Source organism: Rhizobium sp. CF080 (assembly GCF_000282095.2).
Classification (GTDB): domain Bacteria; phylum Pseudomonadota; class Alphaproteobacteria; order Rhizobiales; family Rhizobiaceae; genus Neorhizobium.
In genome coordinates, this window is record NZ_AKKC02000010.1 from 53,243 (window position 1) to 72,193 (window position 18,951).

Annotated in this window: 22 protein-coding genes and 1 pseudogene; 7 read left to right on the plus strand and 16 right to left on the minus strand. The window is 62.7% G+C overall.

Going from position 1 to position 18,951, the window contains the following annotated elements:
* The first annotated feature begins 64 nt into the window (after positions 1-64).
* Entirely contained in the window at positions 65-295 is a 231-nt protein-coding gene (locus PMI07_RS22695) for a hypothetical protein (RefSeq protein WP_007765887.1), read from the plus strand.
* 174 nt (positions 296-469) lie between these two features.
* On the opposite strand, the gene PMI07_RS35800 is transcribed toward PMI07_RS22695, so the two are convergent.
* Complete coding sequence (locus PMI07_RS35800; RefSeq protein ID WP_245277221.1) at positions 470-577, minus strand: SEC-C metal-binding domain-containing protein; 108 nt, start codon at positions 575-577, stop codon at positions 470-472.
* A gap of 240 nt (positions 578-817) precedes the next feature.
* Here PMI07_RS35800 and PMI07_RS22700 point away from each other — a divergent pair, with 240 nt between their 5' ends.
* Positions 818-1,300, plus strand: a complete 483-nt coding sequence (locus PMI07_RS22700; protein ID WP_007765889.1) for a hypothetical protein — start codon at positions 818-820, stop codon at positions 1,298-1,300.
* Between the two features lie 46 nt (positions 1,301-1,346).
* Here the strand turns inward: PMI07_RS22700 and PMI07_RS22705 are convergent, their stop codons facing one another.
* The 4 genes from PMI07_RS22705 to PMI07_RS22720 all read right to left on the minus strand — a co-directional run bounded on the left by PMI07_RS22705 (position 1,347) and on the right by PMI07_RS22720 (position 4,776).
* Positions 1,347-1,670 carry a HigA family addiction module antitoxin gene (locus PMI07_RS22705; protein ID WP_197032556.1) on the minus strand — a complete coding sequence of 108 codons (324 nt, stop codon included), beginning with the start codon at positions 1,668-1,670 and terminating at the stop codon, positions 1,347-1,349.
* 12 nt (positions 1,671-1,682) lie between these two features.
* A complete protein-coding gene (locus PMI07_RS22710; protein WP_007765893.1) occupies positions 1,683-1,973 on the minus strand; it encodes a type II toxin-antitoxin system RelE/ParE family toxin in 291 nt (96 codons plus the stop codon).
* A gap of 88 nt (positions 1,974-2,061) precedes the next feature.
* A complete protein-coding gene (preA, locus tag PMI07_RS22715) occupies positions 2,062-3,375 on the minus strand; it encodes an NAD-dependent dihydropyrimidine dehydrogenase subunit PreA (protein ID WP_007765895.1) in 1,314 nt (437 codons plus the stop codon).
* A gap of 15 nt (positions 3,376-3,390) precedes the next feature.
* On the minus strand, positions 3,391-4,776 hold the full coding sequence (locus PMI07_RS22720) for an NAD(P)-dependent oxidoreductase (RefSeq protein ID WP_024164057.1): 1,386 nt from the start codon (positions 4,774-4,776) through the stop codon (positions 3,391-3,393).
* A gap of 226 nt (positions 4,777-5,002) precedes the next feature.
* Here PMI07_RS22720 and PMI07_RS22725 point away from each other — a divergent pair, with 226 nt between their 5' ends.
* Both PMI07_RS22725 and PMI07_RS22730 read left to right on the plus strand, forming a co-directional pair.
* A complete protein-coding gene (locus PMI07_RS22725; protein ID WP_007769752.1) occupies positions 5,003-5,407 on the plus strand; it encodes a DUF2325 domain-containing protein in 405 nt (134 codons plus the stop codon).
* Positions 5,388-5,609, plus strand: a complete 222-nt coding sequence (locus PMI07_RS22730; RefSeq protein WP_051484250.1) for a hypothetical protein — start codon at positions 5,388-5,390, stop codon at positions 5,607-5,609. The genes PMI07_RS22725 and PMI07_RS22730 overlap by 20 nt, the downstream gene beginning before the upstream one ends.
* A gap of 225 nt (positions 5,610-5,834) precedes the next feature.
* On the opposite strand, the gene PMI07_RS22735 is transcribed toward PMI07_RS22730, so the two are convergent.
* From PMI07_RS22735 to xylF, 6 genes are all read right to left on the minus strand, one after another.
* A complete protein-coding gene (locus PMI07_RS22735; protein ID WP_051484251.1) occupies positions 5,835-6,155 on the minus strand; it encodes a DUF423 domain-containing protein in 321 nt (106 codons plus the stop codon).
* A gap of 55 nt (positions 6,156-6,210) precedes the next feature.
* Positions 6,211-6,600, minus strand: a complete 390-nt coding sequence (locus PMI07_RS22740; RefSeq protein ID WP_007769758.1) for a group II truncated hemoglobin — start codon at positions 6,598-6,600, stop codon at positions 6,211-6,213.
* Positions 6,601-6,725: 125 nt separating this feature from the next.
* Positions 6,726-6,905: a hypothetical protein gene (locus PMI07_RS22745; protein ID WP_007769762.1), complete on the minus strand. Its 180-nt coding sequence runs from the start codon at positions 6,903-6,905 to the stop codon at positions 6,726-6,728.
* A gap of 208 nt (positions 6,906-7,113) precedes the next feature.
* Positions 7,114-7,899 carry an ATP-binding cassette domain-containing protein gene (locus tag PMI07_RS22750; RefSeq protein WP_007769764.1) on the minus strand — a complete coding sequence of 262 codons (786 nt, stop codon included), beginning with the start codon at positions 7,897-7,899 and terminating at the stop codon, positions 7,114-7,116.
* 14 nt (positions 7,900-7,913) lie between these two features.
* On the minus strand, positions 7,914-9,239 hold the full coding sequence (locus PMI07_RS22755) for a sugar ABC transporter permease (RefSeq protein WP_007769765.1): 1,326 nt from the start codon (positions 9,237-9,239) through the stop codon (positions 7,914-7,916).
* A gap of 184 nt (positions 9,240-9,423) precedes the next feature.
* Entirely contained in the window at positions 9,424-10,464 is a 1,041-nt protein-coding gene (gene xylF / locus PMI07_RS22760) for a D-xylose ABC transporter substrate-binding protein (protein WP_007769767.1), read from the minus strand.
* Positions 10,465-10,665: 201 nt separating this feature from the next.
* Here xylF and PMI07_RS22765 point away from each other — a divergent pair, with 201 nt between their 5' ends.
* Both PMI07_RS22765 and PMI07_RS22770 read left to right on the plus strand, forming a co-directional pair.
* Positions 10,666-11,892, plus strand: a complete 1,227-nt coding sequence (locus PMI07_RS22765) for an ROK family transcriptional regulator (RefSeq protein WP_024164058.1) — start codon at positions 10,666-10,668, stop codon at positions 11,890-11,892.
* Between the two features lie 33 nt (positions 11,893-11,925).
* Positions 11,926-12,084: pseudogene (locus tag PMI07_RS22770) on the plus strand (DUF3329 domain-containing protein); the annotation flags it as partial.
* A 121-nt stretch (positions 12,085-12,205) separates the two neighbouring features.
* Here PMI07_RS22770 and PMI07_RS22775 read toward each other — a convergent pair.
* From PMI07_RS22775 to PMI07_RS22795, 5 genes are all read right to left on the minus strand, one after another.
* Positions 12,206-12,688 carry a hypothetical protein gene (locus PMI07_RS22775; protein ID WP_007761701.1) on the minus strand — a complete coding sequence of 161 codons (483 nt, stop codon included), beginning with the start codon at positions 12,686-12,688 and terminating at the stop codon, positions 12,206-12,208.
* A gap of 118 nt (positions 12,689-12,806) precedes the next feature.
* The gene (locus PMI07_RS22780; protein WP_007761694.1) at positions 12,807-13,772 is read right to left on the minus strand and encodes a hypothetical protein; all 966 of its coding nucleotides are present in this window, start codon (positions 13,770-13,772) and stop codon (positions 12,807-12,809) included.
* A 264-nt stretch (positions 13,773-14,036) separates the two neighbouring features.
* Positions 14,037-14,864: a transglutaminase family protein gene (locus tag PMI07_RS22785; protein ID WP_007761692.1), complete on the minus strand. Its 828-nt coding sequence runs from the start codon at positions 14,862-14,864 to the stop codon at positions 14,037-14,039.
* 27 nt (positions 14,865-14,891) lie between these two features.
* Positions 14,892-15,833 (minus strand): alpha-E domain-containing protein, encoded by a 942-nt coding sequence (locus PMI07_RS22790; RefSeq protein ID WP_007761690.1) that lies wholly within the window; start codon positions 15,831-15,833, stop codon positions 14,892-14,894.
* A 12-nt stretch (positions 15,834-15,845) separates the two neighbouring features.
* On the minus strand, positions 15,846-17,255 hold the full coding sequence (locus PMI07_RS22795; RefSeq protein WP_037087981.1) for a circularly permuted type 2 ATP-grasp protein: 1,410 nt from the start codon (positions 17,253-17,255) through the stop codon (positions 15,846-15,848).
* Between the two features lie 395 nt (positions 17,256-17,650).
* On the opposite strand from PMI07_RS22795, the gene PMI07_RS22800 reads away from it, so the two are divergent.
* A complete protein-coding gene (locus PMI07_RS22800) occupies positions 17,651-18,886 on the plus strand; it encodes an NAD(P)/FAD-dependent oxidoreductase (RefSeq protein ID WP_007761686.1) in 1,236 nt (411 codons plus the stop codon).
* The last annotated feature ends 65 nt before the right edge of the window (positions 18,887-18,951 follow it).

The window sequence follows — 18,951 nt, forward strand, 5'->3', positions numbered from 1 at the left end:
AACAATCTCCGCAGGCCAGGTCGCAAACTCAAAGCCGCGGAACACTCTGAAAGGAACTACCACAATGACCAGGATCACCTCCGCCATCGCCGCAGCCTTCATCGCTTCGGCTTCCTTCGCCGGTGCAGCTCTCGCTGCCGAAGGCGACTATTTTGAAGGCGTCTCCAAGGCTTCCACTACCATCGACCAGGTCCAGACCGGCAGCATCGGCCAAAAGGTTGACGCCCGGACGGCCAACATCGAGGCCGACGTCAACAGCGGCGATTATTTCGACGGTGCAAATCGCCCGAACTAACCTGCATCACATCCCAGACGAAGAAGGCCCGGCTAACCGCCGGGCCTCTTTGATTTTAAGGGTCTGGTTCCGTGGGATGGGCCGTCGGTCCAGCGCTGCTTGAATGACCAGGCGAGATGCCGTCCTTCGGCGGTCAATCGCGATCCCTAAAAGTAGTGATCCCGATGGATGCCGTCATACTGGCCGGATTCCAGGCAGCAGTTCTTGAAACCGCCTCCGCGAACCGCAGGGGCAGGGGTCGTTGCGGCCGAGCTTTTCGATCAGCTCGACATCACCGCGCACGAATTGGGTGCCCGTCTTGACCCGTGTTTCGGATGGATAGGACTTGCGTCGCTTGGACGTGACCTCAAAAGCTCACGTCGTCGAAGAGCTTGCGTGACATGGTAGCCTCCTCATGTTTGGAGCGTTGCAAATGGCAACGCCGCCTCCTAGCCAATCGAGGCGCCGTTCCGAAAATATCGCTGCGTATTTTAGGATGTGCTATAATCGCCGGACCGAAAGAAGTCTTGGGAGATAGAACCCATGGAGAGACTGCTTTTTAGGAATACGCGCCCACTTTACGGCTGGCTTTTCATTGCCGCCTGGTTCGCCATACTCATGCTGATGACCTGGGTTTTCTTCCGTAACGACGGCATCGCCCAAGAGCCGTTCAGGGCTCTCATCATCGCTTTTTTCTGGGGCCTCGGTGGCTGGCTGGCCTCCGGAGCGCTTGCCCGGCCGATCGTCTCGGTCCGGCAGGGGAGCGATGGCAGATGGATCGTCACCCGCCGCTGGCTCTGGACCCATGACGAGGAGCGCATCGATCCAGACCGCCTGCCGCCTCCGACCATCGACGCGGAAAGCGACGGCGAGGGCGGCATGCACTACCGCTGCCTTTTGAAGACGCCGGAACACGGCTCCGTGGAATTCAGCGAGCACCTCAAGCTGGACAAGGCCGCCGTCGCGCGCGACCGCATGGCCTTCCTGATCCGGAGCGCCAGAACGAAAATGCCGCGGCCAAGCTGACCGCAGCAGGCCTTTGGCGAAAACGAGCCGCGTTGATAGGGGACGGCTATTCCGCGGGGTTTGTCGTCGCCTTACCCCTATAGGGAAGGACGTGGATATCCTGTTCGCGCTTGCGCGCCTGAGCGATATCGAAACTGTTCTGCATCCGCATGAGCGTGTCCATGGAAACGCCGAAGGCCTTTTCGACGCGCAGCGCCATTTCCGGAGAAAGGGAAGACCGCTCGTTCAGCAGCGCCGACAGCGCCGGTCTGGTCACGCCCAGGATGCTCGCCGTTTCGGTCACGGAGAGTTCCAGCGCCTCGAGGATTTCATGCTTGAGGAAATCGCCGGGATGGACCGGATTTTTCATCCGAATGCCAGGTGCTTCCATCATGGTCGGCTCCTAATGATAGTCTTCGTAGTCGAGATCGATGATTTCGATCTCGTTGGCATCGATCCGGAATGTCAGCCGCCAGTTCTTGGTGACGAAGAGGCTCCAGGTGCCCTTACGATCACCGGTCAGCTGGTGGGCTTTCCAGCTTGGCACCGTCCGCAGTTCGCTTTCGGTTTCCATGTCCTGCAGGAAGGAGATCATCCGGCGCAATTTCGGCACGACCGCCGGCTGCAGTCCCGCCGCATCGTCGTCGACGACGAAGCGGCGAAGTCCTTTATGGATGATGTTCCGAATTCTCATCAAGACATATAAGCATAAAACCGTTTCCCGTAAAGCGTGGCTTTACGGGAAACGGTCTGTGCTCAGGAGGAGTTGAGCGCGGGAGGAGCTATTCCGCGGCCTGCCTTGCCATCGGGTTGTTCGGATGCTGGGTCCAGTTGGCGTAGGTCGGGTCGACCACCTTGCCGGTGCGCCGGTCGAGTTCGCCGGCGGGCAGCGCTTCCATGGTGATGCAGTTCTCCACCGGACAGACGTTGACGCAGAGATTGCAGCCGACGCATTCCTCTTCCATCACCTCGAAATGGCGCACGCCGTCGACCATGCTGGTGATAGCCTGGTGGGACGTGTCCTCGCAGGCGATGTGGCAGCGGCCGCATTTGATGCAGGCGTCCTGGTCGATATGCGCCTTGGCGATGTAGTTGAGGTTGAGATACTGCCAGTCGGTGACGTTGGGGACCGCGCGACAGATGATGTCGTCGAGCGAGCGGTGGCCCTTCTCGTCCATCCAGTCGGAAAGACCGGTGATCATTTCCTGGACGATCTTGAAGCCGTAGGTCATCGCCGCGGTGCAGACCTGCACGTTGCCCGCCCCGAGCGCCAGGAATTCGGCCGCATCGCGCCAGGTGGTGATGCCGCCGATGCCGGAGATCGGCAGGCCGTAGGTTTCCGGATCGCGGGCGATCTCGGCCACCATGTTGAGCGCGATCGGCTTCACCGCCGGGCCGCAATAGCCGCCATGGCTGCCCTTGCCGCCGACCGACGGGTTGGGCGAGAAGGTGTCGAGATCGACCGACACGATCGACGAGATCGTGTTGATCAGAGAGACGGCATCCGTGCCGCCGCGCTTGGCCGCGCGAGCAGGGTGGCGGATGTCGCTGATGTTAGGCGTCAGCTTGGTGATGACCGGCATGCGGGTATACTGCTTGCACCAGCGCACCACCATTTCGATATATTCCGGCACCTGGCCGACCGCGGAACCCATGCCGCGCTCTGACATGCCGTGCGGACAGCCGAAGTTGAGCTCGATGCCGTCGACTTCGGTCTCTTCCACCAGCGGCAGGATCGCCTTCCAGGCCTGTTCCTCGCAGGGAACCATGATCGAGGCGACGATCGCCCGGTCCGGCCAGTTCTTCTTCACTTCCTTCATTTCGCGAAGGTTGGTGTAGAGGTCGCGGTCGGTGATCAACTCGATATTGTTCAAGCCGAGCAGGCGGCGGTCGGCGCCCCAGATCGCGCCGTAGCGCGGGCCGTTGACGTTGACGACCGGCGGGCCTTCCTCGCCGAGCGTCTTCCAGACCACGCCGCCCCAGCCCGCCTTGAAGGCGCGCTCGACATTGTAGGCCTTGTCGGTCGGTGGCGCCGACGCCAGCCAGAACGGGTTGGGGGATTTGATGCCGACGAAATTGTTGCGGATATCAGCCATTGTCTCGATCTCCCCTCAAGCCACTGCGGTTGCCGGCTGCGCGGCGGCGGCCAGGGCTTTTGCGATGCTTTCTGCGGCGTCGCGCCCTTGCGCGACGGCCGAGACGGTCAGGTCCTCACCGGTGCCGATACAGTCACCACCGGCCCAGACGCCCTCGATCGAGGTGCGGCCTTCGGGATCGACGACGATCTTGCCCTTCTCGAACTGCAGAGCGCCGAGCCCCGAGGCGGAGAAGGTCTGGCCGATTGCCTTGAAGATCTGGTCGGCGGCGATGACGCCGGTCTCGCCGGTGCCGATCAGCCGGCCGTCGCGCATCGCGGTATATTCGACCTCGATGCCGGCGACATGAGCGCCATTGGGGCCGTCCTTGCCGATGATCGATTTCGGCGCCAGCCAGTGGCGGATGATGACGCCGTTGGCGGTCGCCAGATCCTGTTCGTAAGGCGAGGCGTTCATGTTTTCCTTGCCGCGGCGATAGCAGATCGTCACCTCTTCGGCGCCGAGCAGCTTGGACTGGATCGCGGCGTCGATGGCGGTCATGCCGCCGCCGAGCACGACGACGCGCCGGCCGACCGGCAGAACGCTCTTGTCCTTTGCCTGGCGAAGGGCGGCGATGAAATCCACCGCATCCTCGACGCCGGTGAGGCTCTCGCCTTCGATGCCGAGGCCGTTGACGCCGGCAAGACCCATGCCGAGGAAAACGGCGTCATATTGCGCCGTCAGGTCGGAGAGCGAGAAATCCCGGCCGAGCGCCTGGCCGTTCCTGATCTCGATGCCGCCGATCGCGGTCACGTAATCCACTTCGCGGGCGGCGAAATCATCGACCGCCTTGTAGGTGGCGATGCCGTATTCGTTGAGGCCGCCGGCCTTTTCGCGCGCTTCGAGAACGACGACCGAATGGCCGTGCATGGCGAGCCGGTGTGCTGCGGCAAGGCCGGCGGGGCCTGCGCCGACGACGGCGATCGTCTTGCCCGTCGGAGCCTTGCGGCTGTAGAACTGCCGGCCCTGTTCCATGGCAATGTCGGTGGAATAACGCTGCAGCCTGCCGATCTCGACCGGCTTGTCTTCGGCCGTATTGCGCACGCAGGCCTGTTCGCAGAGCGTTTCGGTGGGACAGACGCGGGCGCACATGCCGCCCAGAATATTCTGGTCGAAGATGGTCTTCGCCGACCCGATCGGATTGCCCGTCTGTATCTGTCTTATGAACAGCGGGATATCGATGGAGGTGGGACAGGCCGTCATGCACGGCGCGTCGTAACAGAAATAACAGCGATCGGATTCGACCAGCGCCTCGTGCCTGTCGAGACGCGGGTGGAGATCGGCGAAATTCGCCTCATAGTCGGCAGCGGTGAGGCGGCCAGCCTCGATCCCGGCCTTCGGACCGTTTCCCAGTCGTTCCATCCTAAGTTCCCTCTTTTATGGATTCATGGACAACTATTGGGCAAAAGGTACCACAGCATAAAAATTTATCAAACGGTAAATTTTTGAAAAGGGCGCGGCTTTCTCAGGTCGCCCGACATATCATGATAAAAAGAGTCCACTTTAATCTTTACTCTGAAAATCAACTTTAATATGGTGCCGGCCATCGAGGAACCGAAGCGTAAGCAGAATCGGCGGCGAGGGGCATATGGCCAAGAAGCAGAAGCAGAAGAACGGCAATTCCGGCGCGGAGGCGAAGAGCGCCGAAACGCGGGGACCGGCAGTGACCGACGTCCGCAGCTTTCTCTATGTCGGCGGCCGTGACTGTCAGGTGGCGCACCTGAGGGAGATCGCCAGCAATTTCGGCGCCGAACTGATCCACCACGACGGCGGACTTCGCGAGGCGGTCTCCCGTATCGACACGGTGCTGCCGTCGGTCGACTGCGTCTTCTGCCCCATCGACTGTATCAGCCACGATGCGTGTTTGAGGGTGAAGACGGGCTGCAAGAAGTTCGGTGTCACCTTCGTGCCGCTCCGCAACGGCTCAAAATCCAGTCTGGAGCGGGCGCTCCAGACCATGAAGGAACGCAATGATGAACGAAGAACGTCGTGACACCAGCCTTTTCATCGGCCTGCACAAGCTCGCCGCACAGAATGGCGACGGGCTGGTGCCGGAACTTTACGCGCTGCTGACGGCCCGCGCCGAGGCGGCTGCGGATATGACCAATGTGGTGACGATGCCGAGGGCCGTCCGGGGGACGGCGGTGGAAGCCGCTCCGGCCGAGAGCGCTCGGGTGCTGGCGTTTAAGCGGTAGAGACAATTGGAGCTCCCTCTTCTCCCCAGCGGGGAGAAGGTGGCCCGAAGGGTCGGATGAGGGGGCGCAGCCATATCGTAAGCGACGAACGTGTGGCCCCCTCATCGCCTCGCTATGCTCGGCACTTCTCCCCGCTGGGGAGAAGAGGGAGTACGCCGGTAGCGCGCCTCTTCTTTTCTCACCTTGTGGGAGAGATGGCCGGCAGGCCAGAAGCCAGAAGGGTCCTTAAACCTCCCGCACCCGCAAAAACGCTCCCGCCGCCACGATCAGCCAGCCCAGCATCATCCCCGTCCCGCCGACCGGCGCGGCCATCGGAAACAGCCGGTCGCCGAGATAGTGGCGCGAGACGAGATCGCCGGCGAAGATGATCGTGCCGAGGCTGAGCACCAGCGCGGCCAGCGTCGCCGTGCGAAAATGCCGGTAACCGAGATAGAGCCCCAGCAGGACCGGCGCATGCGCCAGGCACATGGTCGAGGCGTAGCCGAGGAAAGCCGTGCCGCCGCCATGGCTTGCCACCGCCGCCAGAGCGACGCCCGCGGCGCCCATCAGGCCGCTCACAAACAGAATCAACGGCCGCAGTTTATGGAGTCTTTCCAAGGGCCTATTCCTTGTTCTGCATATGGAATGCCAGTCGCTCGACTGGCGGCCAGATGATCTCGCGAAGTTTCGGATTGTCGATCGTCTCGTCCATGGCGCGGCGGAAGCAGAGCATCCATTCGTCGCGCTCGAGAGGCCCGATCGCCGCGCCGAAATGGCGCGACCGCAGCCGCGGGTGGCCGTGTTTTTCCACATAGACCGGCGGGCCACCGAGATAGCCGGTCAGATAGTCGTAGAGTTTTGCTTCGCTGCCTTCGAGGCTCGGCGGATGGATGGCGCGACAATGGGCCGCCTCCGGCATCGTGTCCATCAGCTCGTAGAAGCGCTTCACCAGCGCCCGCACCGTCGCGTCGCCGCCGATTGCCTCGTAAAGTGTGATGGTGTCGTCCGCCATGCCCGTCCGGCCCGCTCGTTCTGATCGTTGCGAACGGTGTTACCGATCCGTGCCCGAGCGGGCAAGCGCCACGGCGTCGCAGATAGCCTTCTTGTGCGGCCACGCGGAGCCGAACAGGTCGTTTGCTACTCCGACCCCGCATCCACCTCTTTCGCATCGGGCTCGGCCATGGAACCGGCACCCGGCGTCTTCTCCCTGTCGATCAGCTGCTCCTTGGCATGCGGACCGGCCGGCGAATGTCTTGCCGTCTTCACCGGTTTTCCTCTGTGCTCAATGACTTCCTGTGCAGTCCGTTCTTCAGTCATTTGCTCCTCCGTGTTGGGGTTTCAGAAAAGCCAACGTTGGGGGAGGAGAGGAGTTCCAAGATGCAGGACTGGCAACAGCCTGCCGATTTCGCAACGGGACGCGGCCTGCTGTGAAAGAGATAAGGCGGAACCGGGAGAGCCCGGTTCCGCCTCTGCGCTACCCTTGATCAGCGGCGGGCTTCAAAGGGCGGGCGCAATCGTTTTGGGTTCACACCACCTTCATGGCGCCGGGGCCGGGCGTGGCGCCCGGCGGCACCTTGCCGAGGATGATCATGCCGAGCACTTCGTCCTTGGTGACGTCCCCGGTGCGGGCATGGCCGACCACCTTGCCGTTCTTCATCACGAAGACGCGGTCGGCGAGGTCGAAGACGTCGTGGATGTCGTGGCTGATCAGGAAGATGCCGATGCCTTCGCGCTTCAGCTGCTTGATGAGGTCGCCCACCTGCGCCGTTTCCTGGGGCCCGAGCGCTGCGGTCGGCTCGTCCATGATCAGGATGCGGGCATCGAACAGGATGGCGCGAGCGATCGCCACCGATTGCCGCTGGCCGCCGGAAAGTGCCTTCACCGGCTCCTTGAAGCGCTTGAAGTTGGGGTTGAGGCGGCCCATCACCTCGCGGGTGCTGGCCTCCATGGCGACGTCGTCGAGCGTACCCCACTTGGTCTGCAGCTCGCGGCCAAGATAGAGATTGGCGGCGGCATCGACATTGTCGGCAACGGCGAGCGTCTGGTAGATCGTCTCGATGCCGTATTTCTTGGCGTCGCGCGGGTTGCGGATATCGACGGTCTCGCCGTTGATCATGATATCGCCGTTGTCGCGCTTGTAGGCGCCCGACAGGACCTTGATCAGCGTCGACTTGCCGGCGCCGTTATGGCCGAGCAGCGCCACGACCTCGCCGGGGAAGAGATCGACCGAGGCATTCTCGACTGCGTGGATCCCGCCGAAGGAGATGGAAATGTTCTTCATTTCCACGAGCGGAGTGTTTTGTTCCGTCACGATGAAAACTCCTGTTATTTGGCGCGAGAACGATAGACGGTGTCGAGCCAGACGGCCGTGACGAGCACCATGCCGACGACGATGCGCTGGAACGGCGAATCGATGCCGAGCAGCACCATGCCGGACTGCAGCGACTGCATGACGAGCGCGCCGAGCATCGCGCCGGCGATCGACCCCATGCCGCCGGCAAGCGAGGTGCCGCCGATGACCGCAGCGGCGATCGTGTAGAGCTCGTCGAGCTCCCCTTGCGCATTGGTGGCGGCGTTGAGGCGGGCGGTGGAGATCGCCGCGGCGATGGCGCAGAGCATGCCCATCAGCGCGAAGATCTTGACCGTCACCCAGCGGGTCTTGATGCCGGCAAGTTCTGCGGCTTCCGGATTGCCGCCGATCGCGAAGACATAGCGCCCGAAGCGCAGGCGGGTGGCGATGAAGGTCATGACGATGCCGACGGCGATCGCCATCAGCACCGGGATGGCGATGCCTTGCGAGATCAGCAGCCCGCCTTCCGGCCATGCGATGTTGTTTGCCTCGGCGTAACGGCGGGCGATGTTGATCGGCCAGTAATATTTGTTGGCGATCCACACCGCGCCGAGCACGATGACGCAGCCGAGCGCGACCAGCACGTATTCCGCCCAGACCGGCCGGCGCGGGAAGGAGAAGCGCTTGCGCTGGCGGCGGGCGTTGATGATCGCCGCGATGATGGCCAGACAGGCGATGATGCCGACGATCCAGCTCCAGGTGGCGCCGATCGAGCCTTCCGTGCCGCCGCCCATCAGGCGGAAGTTGACGTCCATCGGCGCAACCGTCTGGCCGCTCGTCACGAACCAGGTGGCGCCGCGCCAGATGAGCAGGCCGCCCAGCGTGACGATGAAAGAGGGAACGCCGAGAAAGGCGATGATGACGCCGTGCAGCGTGCCGATCAGCGCGCCGACGACGAGCCCGCCGGCCAGCGCGATGATCCAGATGGCCGGGTGATCGAAGCCGAGCATCTCGGGCAGAAACCGTGCCTGCAGCACGCCCATGATCATGCCGGTGAAACCGAGGATCGAGCCGACCGAAAGGTCGATGTTGCGGGTGACGATGACGAGCACCATGCCGGTCGCCATGACGGCGACCGAGGCTGTCTGCACCGAGAGGTTCCACAGGTTGCGCGGCGTCAGGAAGAGGCCGCCTGTCAGAATGTGGAACCCGACCCAGATGATCAGCAGCGCGCCGATCATGCCCAGCATGCGCGTGTCGATCTCGGTGGCGCGGAAGAAGCGGGCAACGATATTGCCTTCCGCCTGTCCTGCCGCTGCCGATGTCTTGGAATTCGTTGTGGACCGTATTGTCTCGGCCATGTTTCGCCGTTCCCCACCTTTAGCGAGACGCCTCGGCTCCATAAGTGTCGAGCCGGATCGCGCCTCAGTGACGTTCAGCCGCTGGGTAACCCTTTGTGCGGCCGCGCCATCTTACGCCGAAAACCGACGCCGCGGCAGAAGTGCTGCGGCGTCGGTGAGCTTATTGTCTGCGAACAGCCATGCGTTACTTGCAGGCAGCCACGGCACCGGCCTTGACGCCCTGGCAGGCTTCAGCCTTGCTGATCCAGCCCGCCTCGATGACGACGTTCAGGTTGTCCTTGGTGATCGCCTGCGGCTTCAGGAAGACGGACTGCATCTTCACCTTCTTCGGGCCGCCTTCGAAGGTCTGGACGCCCTTGATTTCGGTCAGCTTCTTGCCGCCGGCAAGTGCCAGAGCGATTTCAGCGGCGTTCCTGCCGAGTTCGCGGCTGTCCTTCCAGACGGAGACCGTCTGGGTGCCGAGCGCCACGCGGTTCAGGGCCGCCTTGTCGGCGTCCTGGCCGGAGACCGGAACCGAACCTGCCAAGCCCTGAGCGTCGAGGGCCGCGATCGCACCGCCGGCAGTGCCGTCGTTGGATGCCACGACCGCGTCGACCTTGTTGTTGTTCTTGGTCAGGAACTGTTCCATGTTCTTCTGGGCATTCTCGGGCTTCCAGCCGTCGGTATAGGCTTCGCCGACATTCTTGATCTTGCCGGCGTCGACTGCAGCCTTCAGCACTTCCATCTGGCCGGCGAACAGGAAGTCCGCGTTCGGATCGGCGGACGAGCCCTTGATGAAGACGTAGTTGCCTTCAGGCTTTGCCTTGAAGACGCCCTGCGCCTGCAGGCGGCCGACTTCCTTATTGTCGAAGGTGATGTAGAACGCAGCCGGGTTTTCGATCAGGCGGTCGTAACCGACGACCGGGATGCCTTCGGCTGCGGCCTTTTCGACGGCCGGGCCGATGGCGCTCGAATCCTGTGCCAGAACGATCAGCGCGTTGGCGCCCTGCGAGATCAGCGACTCGACGTCGGTGAGCTGCTTTGCGGCGGACGACTGGGCATCAGCGGAAATATACTTGGCGCCGGCAGCTGCGAGTGCCTTCTTGATGGCGGCTTCATCGGTCTTCCAACGTTCTTCCTGGAAGTTGGACCACGAAACGCCGACGACGAGATCGGCCGCCATGGCGGCGGTATGCATGGAAACGAGGATGGCCGCGCCGGCCATCAGCTTTGCGAATGATTTCATAATGTCCTCCCGAGTGACGGCGGATGGGCCTTAGCCTCCGTGCTCTCCCCCCGCCAGATAACCTGCCGGAGAAAGCGTTCAAGCTTTTTTCTCGACAGTCGAGAAATTAGATGTCAGAGATTCCAAGGGCTGTCAATCGGCACTTGTGGAGGACAAGACACTGCCGTATCGACAGATGGAGTGAGGGAGGCGGCAGGCGGAATGCTGGCGAAATCGAGCACGGAACTGGTCCGGCAGCAGAACAGCGCGCTCGTGCTGTCTGCGCTGCGTCGCCATGGCCGGCTCGCGCATACGGAAATCTCCGATGCGACCGGGTTGGCGTCGGCCACGATCTCCTCGATCACCGCCGATCTTGAACGCGCCCGCATCATCGAAAAGAGCGAGCAGCAGGCGACCGTCGGCCGCGGCCGGCCGCGCGTTCTGTTCAGCCAGAGGCGCAATTGCGGCTATCTGATCACTGTCATCATCTCGTCCGACCTGATCCAGTATTCGCTGGTCGACTATGCCGGCACGCTGCTCGACCGGTTCAGCGAGCCGCGCGGCGAGGGGGGCACTGTGGCCTTCCTCGCTGCCATTTCGGCGGCGCTCGAACGGGCTGTGGAACGTTCCCGAATCGATCGCGGCAGCGTGCTGCTCGTCTCGGTCAGCAGCAAGGGGATCGCGCATCCGGGCGAGCCGGTGCTCGTCTGGTCGCCGGTCTTCGGTTCGCAGCCCGTCGATTTCGCCGCGGCGCTGAAAGACGGCTGGCAGGCCAAGGTCATCCTCAACAACGAGACGCTGCTGGTGGCAGGCGCGCTGCTCGAGCGGGAAGTCAAGACGCAGGGTGGCGGCGAGCCGGTTCTCGCCGCGCTTTCGCTCGGTCACAGCATCGGGCTCGGGATCGCGCGCCGGATCGCCAACGGGGTTCCGGAAATCTCGGCGCCGAATTTCGGGCACATGCTCCACATGCCGAATGGCGGGCTCTGTCGCTGCGGCGCGCGCGGCTGCGTCGAGGCCTATGCCGGCTTCTACGCCATCCTGCGGGCCGCCTTCGAGGTGCCGGTGGATACGATCCCGGCGAAATTCGTGCCGGTGGCGGAAATCGACAAGATCGCCGCCCGCGCCCGGCAGGGCAATCGCATGGCGCAGCTCGCCTTCCGCCATGCGGGCGCGGCATTGGGTTATGGTCTGTCGCGGCTGCTGAGCCTGCATGGCCACATGCCGGTCTTCATCACCGGTCCCGGTACGCGCTATCAGGATCTGCTGGAGGCGGGCATCGAGGAGGGGCTGGCGCAGACGCATGTGGTGCGGCTCGGCGGCATGCCGGCCCTGACCGTCGTGCCGGACGAGCCCTCGCTGGTGTTCGAGGGGCATCTCAATCTTGCATTTTCGATCGTCGACCAGGATATCATCGGTTCGCGCCAGCACATGCAGGCTGCCGGGGAATGACCGGTGGCAAAACGACTGGCCGGGAGTGAGACCATGATCGATCCGAACCATCCCTTCTACGCGCCGCTCTGGCGGCGGGTGCTGATCCCGGCGGTCTGCGCCGCCTGGGCGATTTTCGAACTGGTCGCCGGAGAGCCGTTCTGGGCAGTCATCATCGGCGGCTTGGGTGCCTACGCCACCTACAAGCTGTTCATCGAGAAGAAAAAACCGCCGGTCGAGAAGCCCGCCGACGACCCGCAGGACTAGGATTTAGATTTTTGTTTTACGCATGTCGTTGTCGCAAAACCGCTGCACAGTTTTTGCGCGACATGCTCTAGCGCCAGAAGAGCCCCTTGATCGCGGTGTCGATCAGGAAGTTGGCGGTCTTCATGCGGGTATTGGCGTTTTCCCGAAATTCCGGCGCGACGCCGTCCGGATGGTTGGCCTTGGCGAAATGCCGTCGCTTTTCGGCAAGCGTCGCCTCCGTATCGGCAGCCGTGATGGCAAGCTCCGCAGCAATCTCCTCGATCGTCAGCCGCAGCAGGTGGGCGGGAATGACCGGCGCCGGCGGCGGCTCTTCCGGTTCCGGTTCCGGCGGCTCGCGCTCCAGTTCGATCTCGGCCACGTCCGGAAGGAAGGCGAAATAGGCTTCGGTCCCGGTGGCGGTCACCGCCGGGCCGTCATCCGTCGGCGCGACGAAACCCATGCCGAGCCCCTTGATGCGGAAGCCCGCGCCGGCCTCTTCGGCCTCGTCTTCGCCGTGCTCCTGCTTCAGTCGCGTCAGCACCGACTGGAAGACCGATTGCCCAAACAGCATGCGCCACCTCTTTTATGGGGCGGGACTAGAGCATGCGGAGATGGCGTCGAGCTTGCGGGTATCTTGGCGATGGATGGGATGAGCCCCTGGTCGGGGCTCATCGAGCCGTAGGGCTCGTTCAGCGCACGACGGGCTCGCCGTGATATCTGCGCTTTGAGGGTTTCGATACGCCGAACCCGACTTCCATCATGAGACGCGGATGATGTTTTGCCACCGTCCCCATATGGAAGCCGAAGGGGTCTTCGACGAACCCGTAGCCCGCCTTGCCGGTCAGGGTGACGGCGCTTTCCTCTCCATAAAACTCGAGCACTTCTTCTGCCGGATGCCCGACAAGGAGGGTCAACTGGTGCTTGAGACGACGCTTATTGTGGCTGCCGCGCATGTAGACGTGCGGTCCCGCGTCCTCATCGACATTCGACAGGTAGAAAAAGAATTTCAGCATCCTCCAGTCGTCGAGATCGAAATGAAATTTGAAAGACGCACGGCTGAGATCGGCCTCCGAAGCGGACTGAGTGGGAAAGCTCCACCACGTCCGGGTGGTGATCAGCTTGGCTTCACCGCCCAGATAGTGCCTTGCGATATCCAGAAGAAGAGGATCCTGCTGCACGGCGACCGCCGCCTCGCACCGGGCGATCCGCTCGAAATGGTGGCCGCTCAAGATCGTTCGACCGAAACGGCGTTCCGCTTCCGCATGTTCACCGGCACGGAATTCGAGTTTCCGCTCGAAATTGCCGAAGCACGGGGTTTCGGATGCAAAATGCGCGATCTCCTGCCGAATCGCGTCAGGCAGGATGAGGCCGGTGAAGATCCCGCTGCGCCTGAGTTCCTCCGCGACCTTATCGGCCTCGATATCGCCGAACATCGATGTTCCCACCGGCGCGGACTTCGGGACGCGCCTGGCGGTCAGCCAATGCGCCCGCCTGAACGGGATTGTTCGGGCCAGAAGGAACATGGGAAGCCAAGCCGGGTTCTCCCGCAGGTCGGTAAGATAGGTCGGCACGCGTGCGGCCATCCGCCGGAAAGTTCCGCCATGGCGCGCGATCGACTCGAGATCCTGCGACTTGGTTTTGGACGTATCAAGCATCTGGTATCCTCATTCAGGCATGGCATTGCCATGCGTTTCGGTAACCCGCAGCCCCGCGCATTGTAGGCAACAATAATCCATGCCGCAATGCAGCATAGAGATCGCCGTCTCCGTGCGATCTTTCAACCCTTGAATTGCTTGGGAAATCAGGAACGCCGTTTATGGTTAAGGAACCATGCGCCGTGTGACGGTCCTAGCCGGGAGGTACGCTCCGGACGAGAACGCCAGCCATGCCGGGCAGCGCTCCCGATTTTGGCGGGTCTTTCACCCCTGGGATTGTGTCTGGCTCTGTCCCTGGCTTGCCGCCACCGTCAGGGAAACCTTGAGGTTTTCGCCGGCCGGGCCGAGGCGCATGCCGGAGACGGGGGCGCAGTCGCGGTAGCAGAGGCCGGAGGCGACCCGGACATAACTGTCGTTGGGGCAGATCTTGTTGGAGGCGTCGAAGCCGACCCAGCCGAGGCCCGGCAGGTGCACTTCCGCCCAGGCATGGGTTGCCGCCTGTTCGGTCGCGCCTTCCATCAGCAGGTAGCCGGAAATATAGCGGGCCGGGATGTCGAGCAGGCGGGCGGTGGCGATGAAGATATGGGTATGGTCCTGGCAGACGCCGGTCTTTGCCTCCAGCGCCTGTTCGGCGGTGGTCTCGGTGCCGGTCGTACCTGGTGTATAGGCAACGGTCTCGTGGAGCGCCTCCATCAGCGCATGCATCTTGGCAAGCTCGCTGTCGCCCTTGAGGCTCCTGGCGAGTTCGCGGATGAGCTTGCCGGGCTTTGTCAGCGCGGTCTCGCGCAGGAACAGCCAGAGCGGGCAGAAACCCTGGTGCGGACCGAAGACGCCGGCGCGGTCGTGGGTCTCCACTTCCCCGGAAGCGACGATGCGGATCATGTGCTCGGTGCCCTCGGTGGAGACCAGCTCGACGCGGTTGCCGAACTGGTCGGCATAACCCGCCTCGATCTTGGCGCCATCGACGGTGATCGACCAGTTGATGACCTTCTGGCCGGGGCCGTCGGTCGGCGTCAGCCTGAGCCGCTGCAGCGAATAGGGCACCGGCTCGTCATAGAGATATTCGGTCGTGTGGGCGATCTTGAGCCGCATGTGCGGTAAATCCTGTGCCTGTTGGGCCTACTGGTAAAAACGGTAGCCTTCGGTGATTTCGGCGCTGAGCTGGTTGTTGCGGCTGACGAAATCCTCCAGGAATTCGTGCAGGCCGTGATCCATGATGTCGGAGATCGAGCCGCGCTTCAGCGTCGAGTGGATCGCTGCAGCTGTCTCGTGGGCCTTCACCTGCTCCCCATAGGTTTCCCCAAGATAGCCGAGATTGCTGACGATCTTCTCGTAACAATAGGCGAGCGAACGCGGCATCTGGACTTTCAGGATGAGGAAATCGGCGATGTTGGCGGACTGATATTCACCGTCATAAACCCAGCCGTAGGAACGGTGGGCCGAGACCGAGCGCAGGATCGATTCCCATTGGTAATTGTCGAGCTTCGACCCGACCTGGCTGATCGCCGGCAGCAGCACGTAATATTTCACGTCGAGAATGCGGCTGGTATTGTCGGCGCGTTCGATGAAGGTGCCGATGCGCGAGAAATTGTAGAGGTCGTTCCTCAGCATCGAGCCATGGAAGGCGCCGCGGATGAGGCCGCAGCGATGCTTGATGACGTCGATCAGCTCCGGCAGGTCGGTCTGCTTCAGCTTGCGGGAGAGCCGGGCCTTCAGGTCGATCCAGCATTCGTTGGTCGCCTCCCAGGTCTCGCGGGTCAGCGCCGTGCGCACCATGCGGGCGTTGTTGCGCCCGAATTCGATGCAGGACATGACGCTCGACGGATTGGCCTGGTCGCGCAGCAGATAGTCGATCGCGTCCGCCGCCGTCAGTTCGGCATGCACTTGCGAATAGGCTTCGCGCACGCCGGCACTTTCGAGCACGCCGTGCCAGTCCTCGTCGGAGGAGCCGGCACGGGTCAGCGATACGCGCAGACCGGCATCGACGAGGCGGGCGATATTCTCGGCCCGCTCGATGTAGCGGAACATCCAGTAGAGGCCGTTTGCAGTTCTTCCGAGCATGTCTCTACGACCTCAATCTTCCAGTACCCAGGTGTCCTTGGTGCCGCCGCCCTGGCTGGAATTGACCACCAGCGACCCCTGCTTCAGGGCCACGCGGGTCAGGCCGCCGGGGATGATCTTCACCTTGTCGGAGACGAGCACATAGGGGCGCAGGTCGACGTGGCGGGGCGCGATCCCCTTGTTGACGAAGATCGGCACGGTGGATAGCGCCAGCGTCGGCTGGGCGATGTAGTTGGCGGGCTTGGCGGCCAGCTTCTCGGCAAATTCGATGCGTTCCTTCTTGCTCGCCGTCGGGCCGACCAGCATGCCGTAGCCGCCCGAACCGTGCACTTCCTTGATGACCAGTTCCTCGATGTGCTCCAGCACGTATCTGAGGCTGTCGGGCTCAGAACAGCGCCAGGTCGGCACGTTTTCGAGCAGCGCCTTGCGGCCGGTATAAAATTCGACGATCTCCGGCATGTAGGAATAGATCGCCTTGTCGTCGCAGATGCCGGTGCCGGGTGCATTGGCGATGGTGATGTTGCCGGCCCGGTAGACATCCATGATGCCGGGAATGCCGAGCGCCGAATCCGCGCGAAACGTCATCGGATCGAGGTAGTCGTCGTCGACGCGGCGGTAGAGCACGTCGATCGCCTCGTAGCCGCGGGTGGTGCGCATCTTGACGCGGCCGTCGATGACGCGCAGATCGCCGCCTTCGACGAGTTCGACGCCCATCTGGTCGGCCAGGAACGAGTGTTCGTAATAGGCCGAGTTGAAGATGCCGGGGGTCAGCACCGCGACGCGCGGCCGCCCCTTGCAGCCGGGAGGGGCAAGCGAGGCGAGCGACTGGCGCAGCAGCCGCGGGTAGTCCTCGACGCGCTGCACCTTGTTCATGGTGAAGAGTTCCGGGAACATCTGCATCATGGTTTCGCGGTTTTCCAGCATGTAGGAAACACCGGACGGCGTGCGGGCATTGTCCTCCAGCACGTAGAACTGGTCTTCGCCGGTGCGCACGATATCGGTGCCGACGATATGGGTGTAGACGCCGCCCGGCGGCTTGAAGCCGATCATCTCGGGCAGGAAGGTGACGTTCCTCTCGATCAGCGCGCGGGGAATGCGGCCGGCCTTGATGATCTCCTGCTTGTGGTAGATGTCGTCGAGAAAGGCGTTGAGCGCCAGAACCCGCTGCTCGATGCCCTGCGCGAGCTTGCGCCATTCACGAGCCGAGATGATGCGGGGAATGATGTCGAAGGGGATGAGTTTTTCGGAACTGTCTGCGTGTCCATAGACCGCGAATGTGATGCCTGTCTTTCTGAATATGTTTTCCGCGTCCTGGGTCTTGCGGATCAGGTGCGCAGCGTCCTGACTGGCATACCATTCGTGGTAGGTCTTGTATGGCGGTCGCGGAAGGTTTTCCGCAGTCAACATTTCATCAAATGCCAAAGGCGCATTCCCCTTTTTTGGCCATAAGAGTACAACGGTGAAGGCAATGCAAGAACTGTGCGCAATTGGCGGAAAAGAATTCCGCGCGTCAAAAAAATACAGCTTCGACGCTCCCCCCACCAGTAAATGCGCTGATTCTGGCGCTCGGCAAGCTCCCTACTTTAGGAGGAGGTGAATAAGTCTCCTGCCTTGAAAAACATCAGCTGCCCAAGTGCTGCTCAATGGCGGCGCGGAATTGACAGATCGGTGCCTCTTCGCCATAACGCCGCCGGACGTGCAAAAGTCACAGCCCGGTCGGTAGTCCAGGTGGCGCTTTGCGTTCGTACAAGGATCGGCCCATGGTGGGTCAGCTCCCTCCTGTGCGTCCTTTTCCCCGTGTGGAAGAGGAGCGTCCTATGTCTCGTTTGAAAATTACCGTCATTGGTGGCGGGCTCGGCGGGCTTTGCCTTGCCCAGATGCTGCGCCGTTCGAATATCGAGGTTGCGATATTCGAACGCGACGCCAGCCCTTCGGATCGTCCGCAGGGCTATCGCCTGCATCTCGACAAGGATGGCGTCGGCGCGCTGCGCGACGCCCTGCCGGAAGACCTGCTTTCGCTTTTCGAGGCGACCGCGATGCGGCCGGCCCCCTTCACGACGATCGTCGATACCTCGCTCAAGGAACTGCGCCGCGTCCCGAGCGGCGGCCATGCCAGCAGTCTAGCGCAGAGCCGGGGCCACTGGCTGGCAGAATGCGCGCCGGTGCATGTCAACGTCAACCGCGCGACGCTGCGTGAAATCCTGCTCACGGGGTTGGACGACGTCATCCGTTTCGGCGCCCGGTTCGTTCGTTACGAACAGGACGAGGAGGGCGTGACTGCCATCTTCGACGACGGTTCTGCGGTGCGGAGCGATGTGCTGATCGGGGCCGACGGCATCCGGTCTGCCGTCCGCGCGCAACGCCTGCCGGAGGCGCGGACGATGGATACGGGCGTGCGGGCCATCTATGCCCGCATTCCGATGGAGACGGCGCGCGAAATCCTGCCGAAGCGCGTGCTTGCGGATGTCTTCACCGCCGCCTCGGATCCACGCAAGGTCTTCCTCGGCCTCGGGCCGGTCGTCTTTCCGTCCGCGCCGGGGCTCGCCTCGGCGCGTCTTGCCTCGCAAGCCTGTCTATCGCCGGAGCGGGACTACATGGTCTGCATCGTCGGCGGCCGCCGCGAGCATTTCGGCATCGAGGATGCCGCGCTGCGTCGCGCGAGCGGCGCGGAGCTGCAGCAGGTTGCCGTGCGCATGCTGCGGGACTGGCCGGAGGCGGCGGCGATCATGCCGGCTCAGGCCGACCCCGCGTCGTTCTTCGCGATCGAGATGCATTCGAGTATTCCCTGCACGCTTGATACCGCATCGCGGGTTACCCTGCTCGGCGATTCGATCCATGCCATGACGCCGACGCTCGGCCGCGGCGCGAACATTGCGATGCGTGACGCGGCGCTGCTTGGTCATTCGCTGATCGCCGCCGATCTCGACGAGGTCGACCTGTCCCTGGCTCTCAACGCCTATGAGCGGGGAATGGCGAAATACGGCTTCGACGCGGTGCGGGAATCGACGGCGCTCGGACAGAGGCTGATGGGGCAGGATCCGCTGCCGGAGTGATCCGGTTGACGGGCGCTGATCCTTGCGATCAGTTTTTCTGCTTTGACGCCTGGGCGGCCAGGGAA

What these genes read in the sequence shown, in the direction of transcription:
- xylF (WP_007769767.1), bottom strand. Translation starts at nt 10,464, where the DNA reads ATGAAATCATTCGCAAAGCTGATGGCCGGCGCGGCCATCCTCGTTTCC.
- PMI07_RS22785 (WP_007761692.1), bottom strand. Translation starts at nt 14,864, where the DNA reads ATGCGGCTCAAGATCGCCCACACGACCGAATATCTCTATGACGAGCCG.
- PMI07_RS22705 (WP_197032556.1), bottom strand. Translation starts at nt 1,670, where the DNA reads ATGGAAGCACCTGGCATTCGGATGAAAAATCCGGTCCATCCCGGCGAT.
- PMI07_RS22755 (WP_007769765.1), bottom strand. Translation starts at nt 9,239, where the DNA reads ATGGCCGAGACAATACGGTCCACAACGAATTCCAAGACATCGGCAGCG.
- PMI07_RS22730 (WP_051484250.1), top strand. Translation starts at nt 5,388, where the DNA reads ATGAACGAAGAACGTCGTGACACCAGCCTTTTCATCGGCCTGCACAAG.
- PMI07_RS22775 (WP_007761701.1), bottom strand. Translation starts at nt 12,688, where the DNA reads ATGCTGTTTGGGCAATCGGTCTTCCAGTCGGTGCTGACGCGACTGAAG.
- PMI07_RS22740 (WP_007769758.1), bottom strand. Translation starts at nt 6,600, where the DNA reads ATGGCGGACGACACCATCACACTTTACGAGGCAATCGGCGGCGACGCG.
- PMI07_RS22695 (WP_007765887.1), top strand. Translation starts at nt 65, where the DNA reads ATGACCAGGATCACCTCCGCCATCGCCGCAGCCTTCATCGCTTCGGCT.
- PMI07_RS22765 (WP_024164058.1), top strand. Translation starts at nt 10,666, where the DNA reads ATGCTGGCGAAATCGAGCACGGAACTGGTCCGGCAGCAGAACAGCGCG.
- PMI07_RS22745 (WP_007769762.1), bottom strand. Translation starts at nt 6,905, where the DNA reads ATGACTGAAGAACGGACTGCACAGGAAGTCATTGAGCACAGAGGAAAA.
- preA (WP_007765895.1), bottom strand. Translation starts at nt 3,375, where the DNA reads ATGGCTGATATCCGCAACAATTTCGTCGGCATCAAATCCCCCAACCCG.
- PMI07_RS22800 (WP_007761686.1), top strand. Translation starts at nt 17,651, where the DNA reads ATGTCTCGTTTGAAAATTACCGTCATTGGTGGCGGGCTCGGCGGGCTT.
- PMI07_RS22780 (WP_007761694.1), bottom strand. Translation starts at nt 13,772, where the DNA reads ATGCTTGATACGTCCAAAACCAAGTCGCAGGATCTCGAGTCGATCGCG.
- PMI07_RS22700 (WP_007765889.1), top strand. Translation starts at nt 818, where the DNA reads ATGGAGAGACTGCTTTTTAGGAATACGCGCCCACTTTACGGCTGGCTT.
- PMI07_RS22710 (WP_007765893.1), bottom strand. Translation starts at nt 1,973, where the DNA reads ATGAGAATTCGGAACATCATCCATAAAGGACTTCGCCGCTTCGTCGTC.
- PMI07_RS22735 (WP_051484251.1), bottom strand. Translation starts at nt 6,155, where the DNA reads ATGGGCGCCGCGGGCGTCGCTCTGGCGGCGGTGGCAAGCCATGGCGGC.
- PMI07_RS22720 (WP_024164057.1), bottom strand. Translation starts at nt 4,776, where the DNA reads ATGGAACGACTGGGAAACGGTCCGAAGGCCGGGATCGAGGCTGGCCGC.
- PMI07_RS22790 (WP_007761690.1), bottom strand. Translation starts at nt 15,833, where the DNA reads ATGCTCGGAAGAACTGCAAACGGCCTCTACTGGATGTTCCGCTACATC.
- PMI07_RS22725 (WP_007769752.1), top strand. Translation starts at nt 5,003, where the DNA reads ATGGCCAAGAAGCAGAAGCAGAAGAACGGCAATTCCGGCGCGGAGGCG.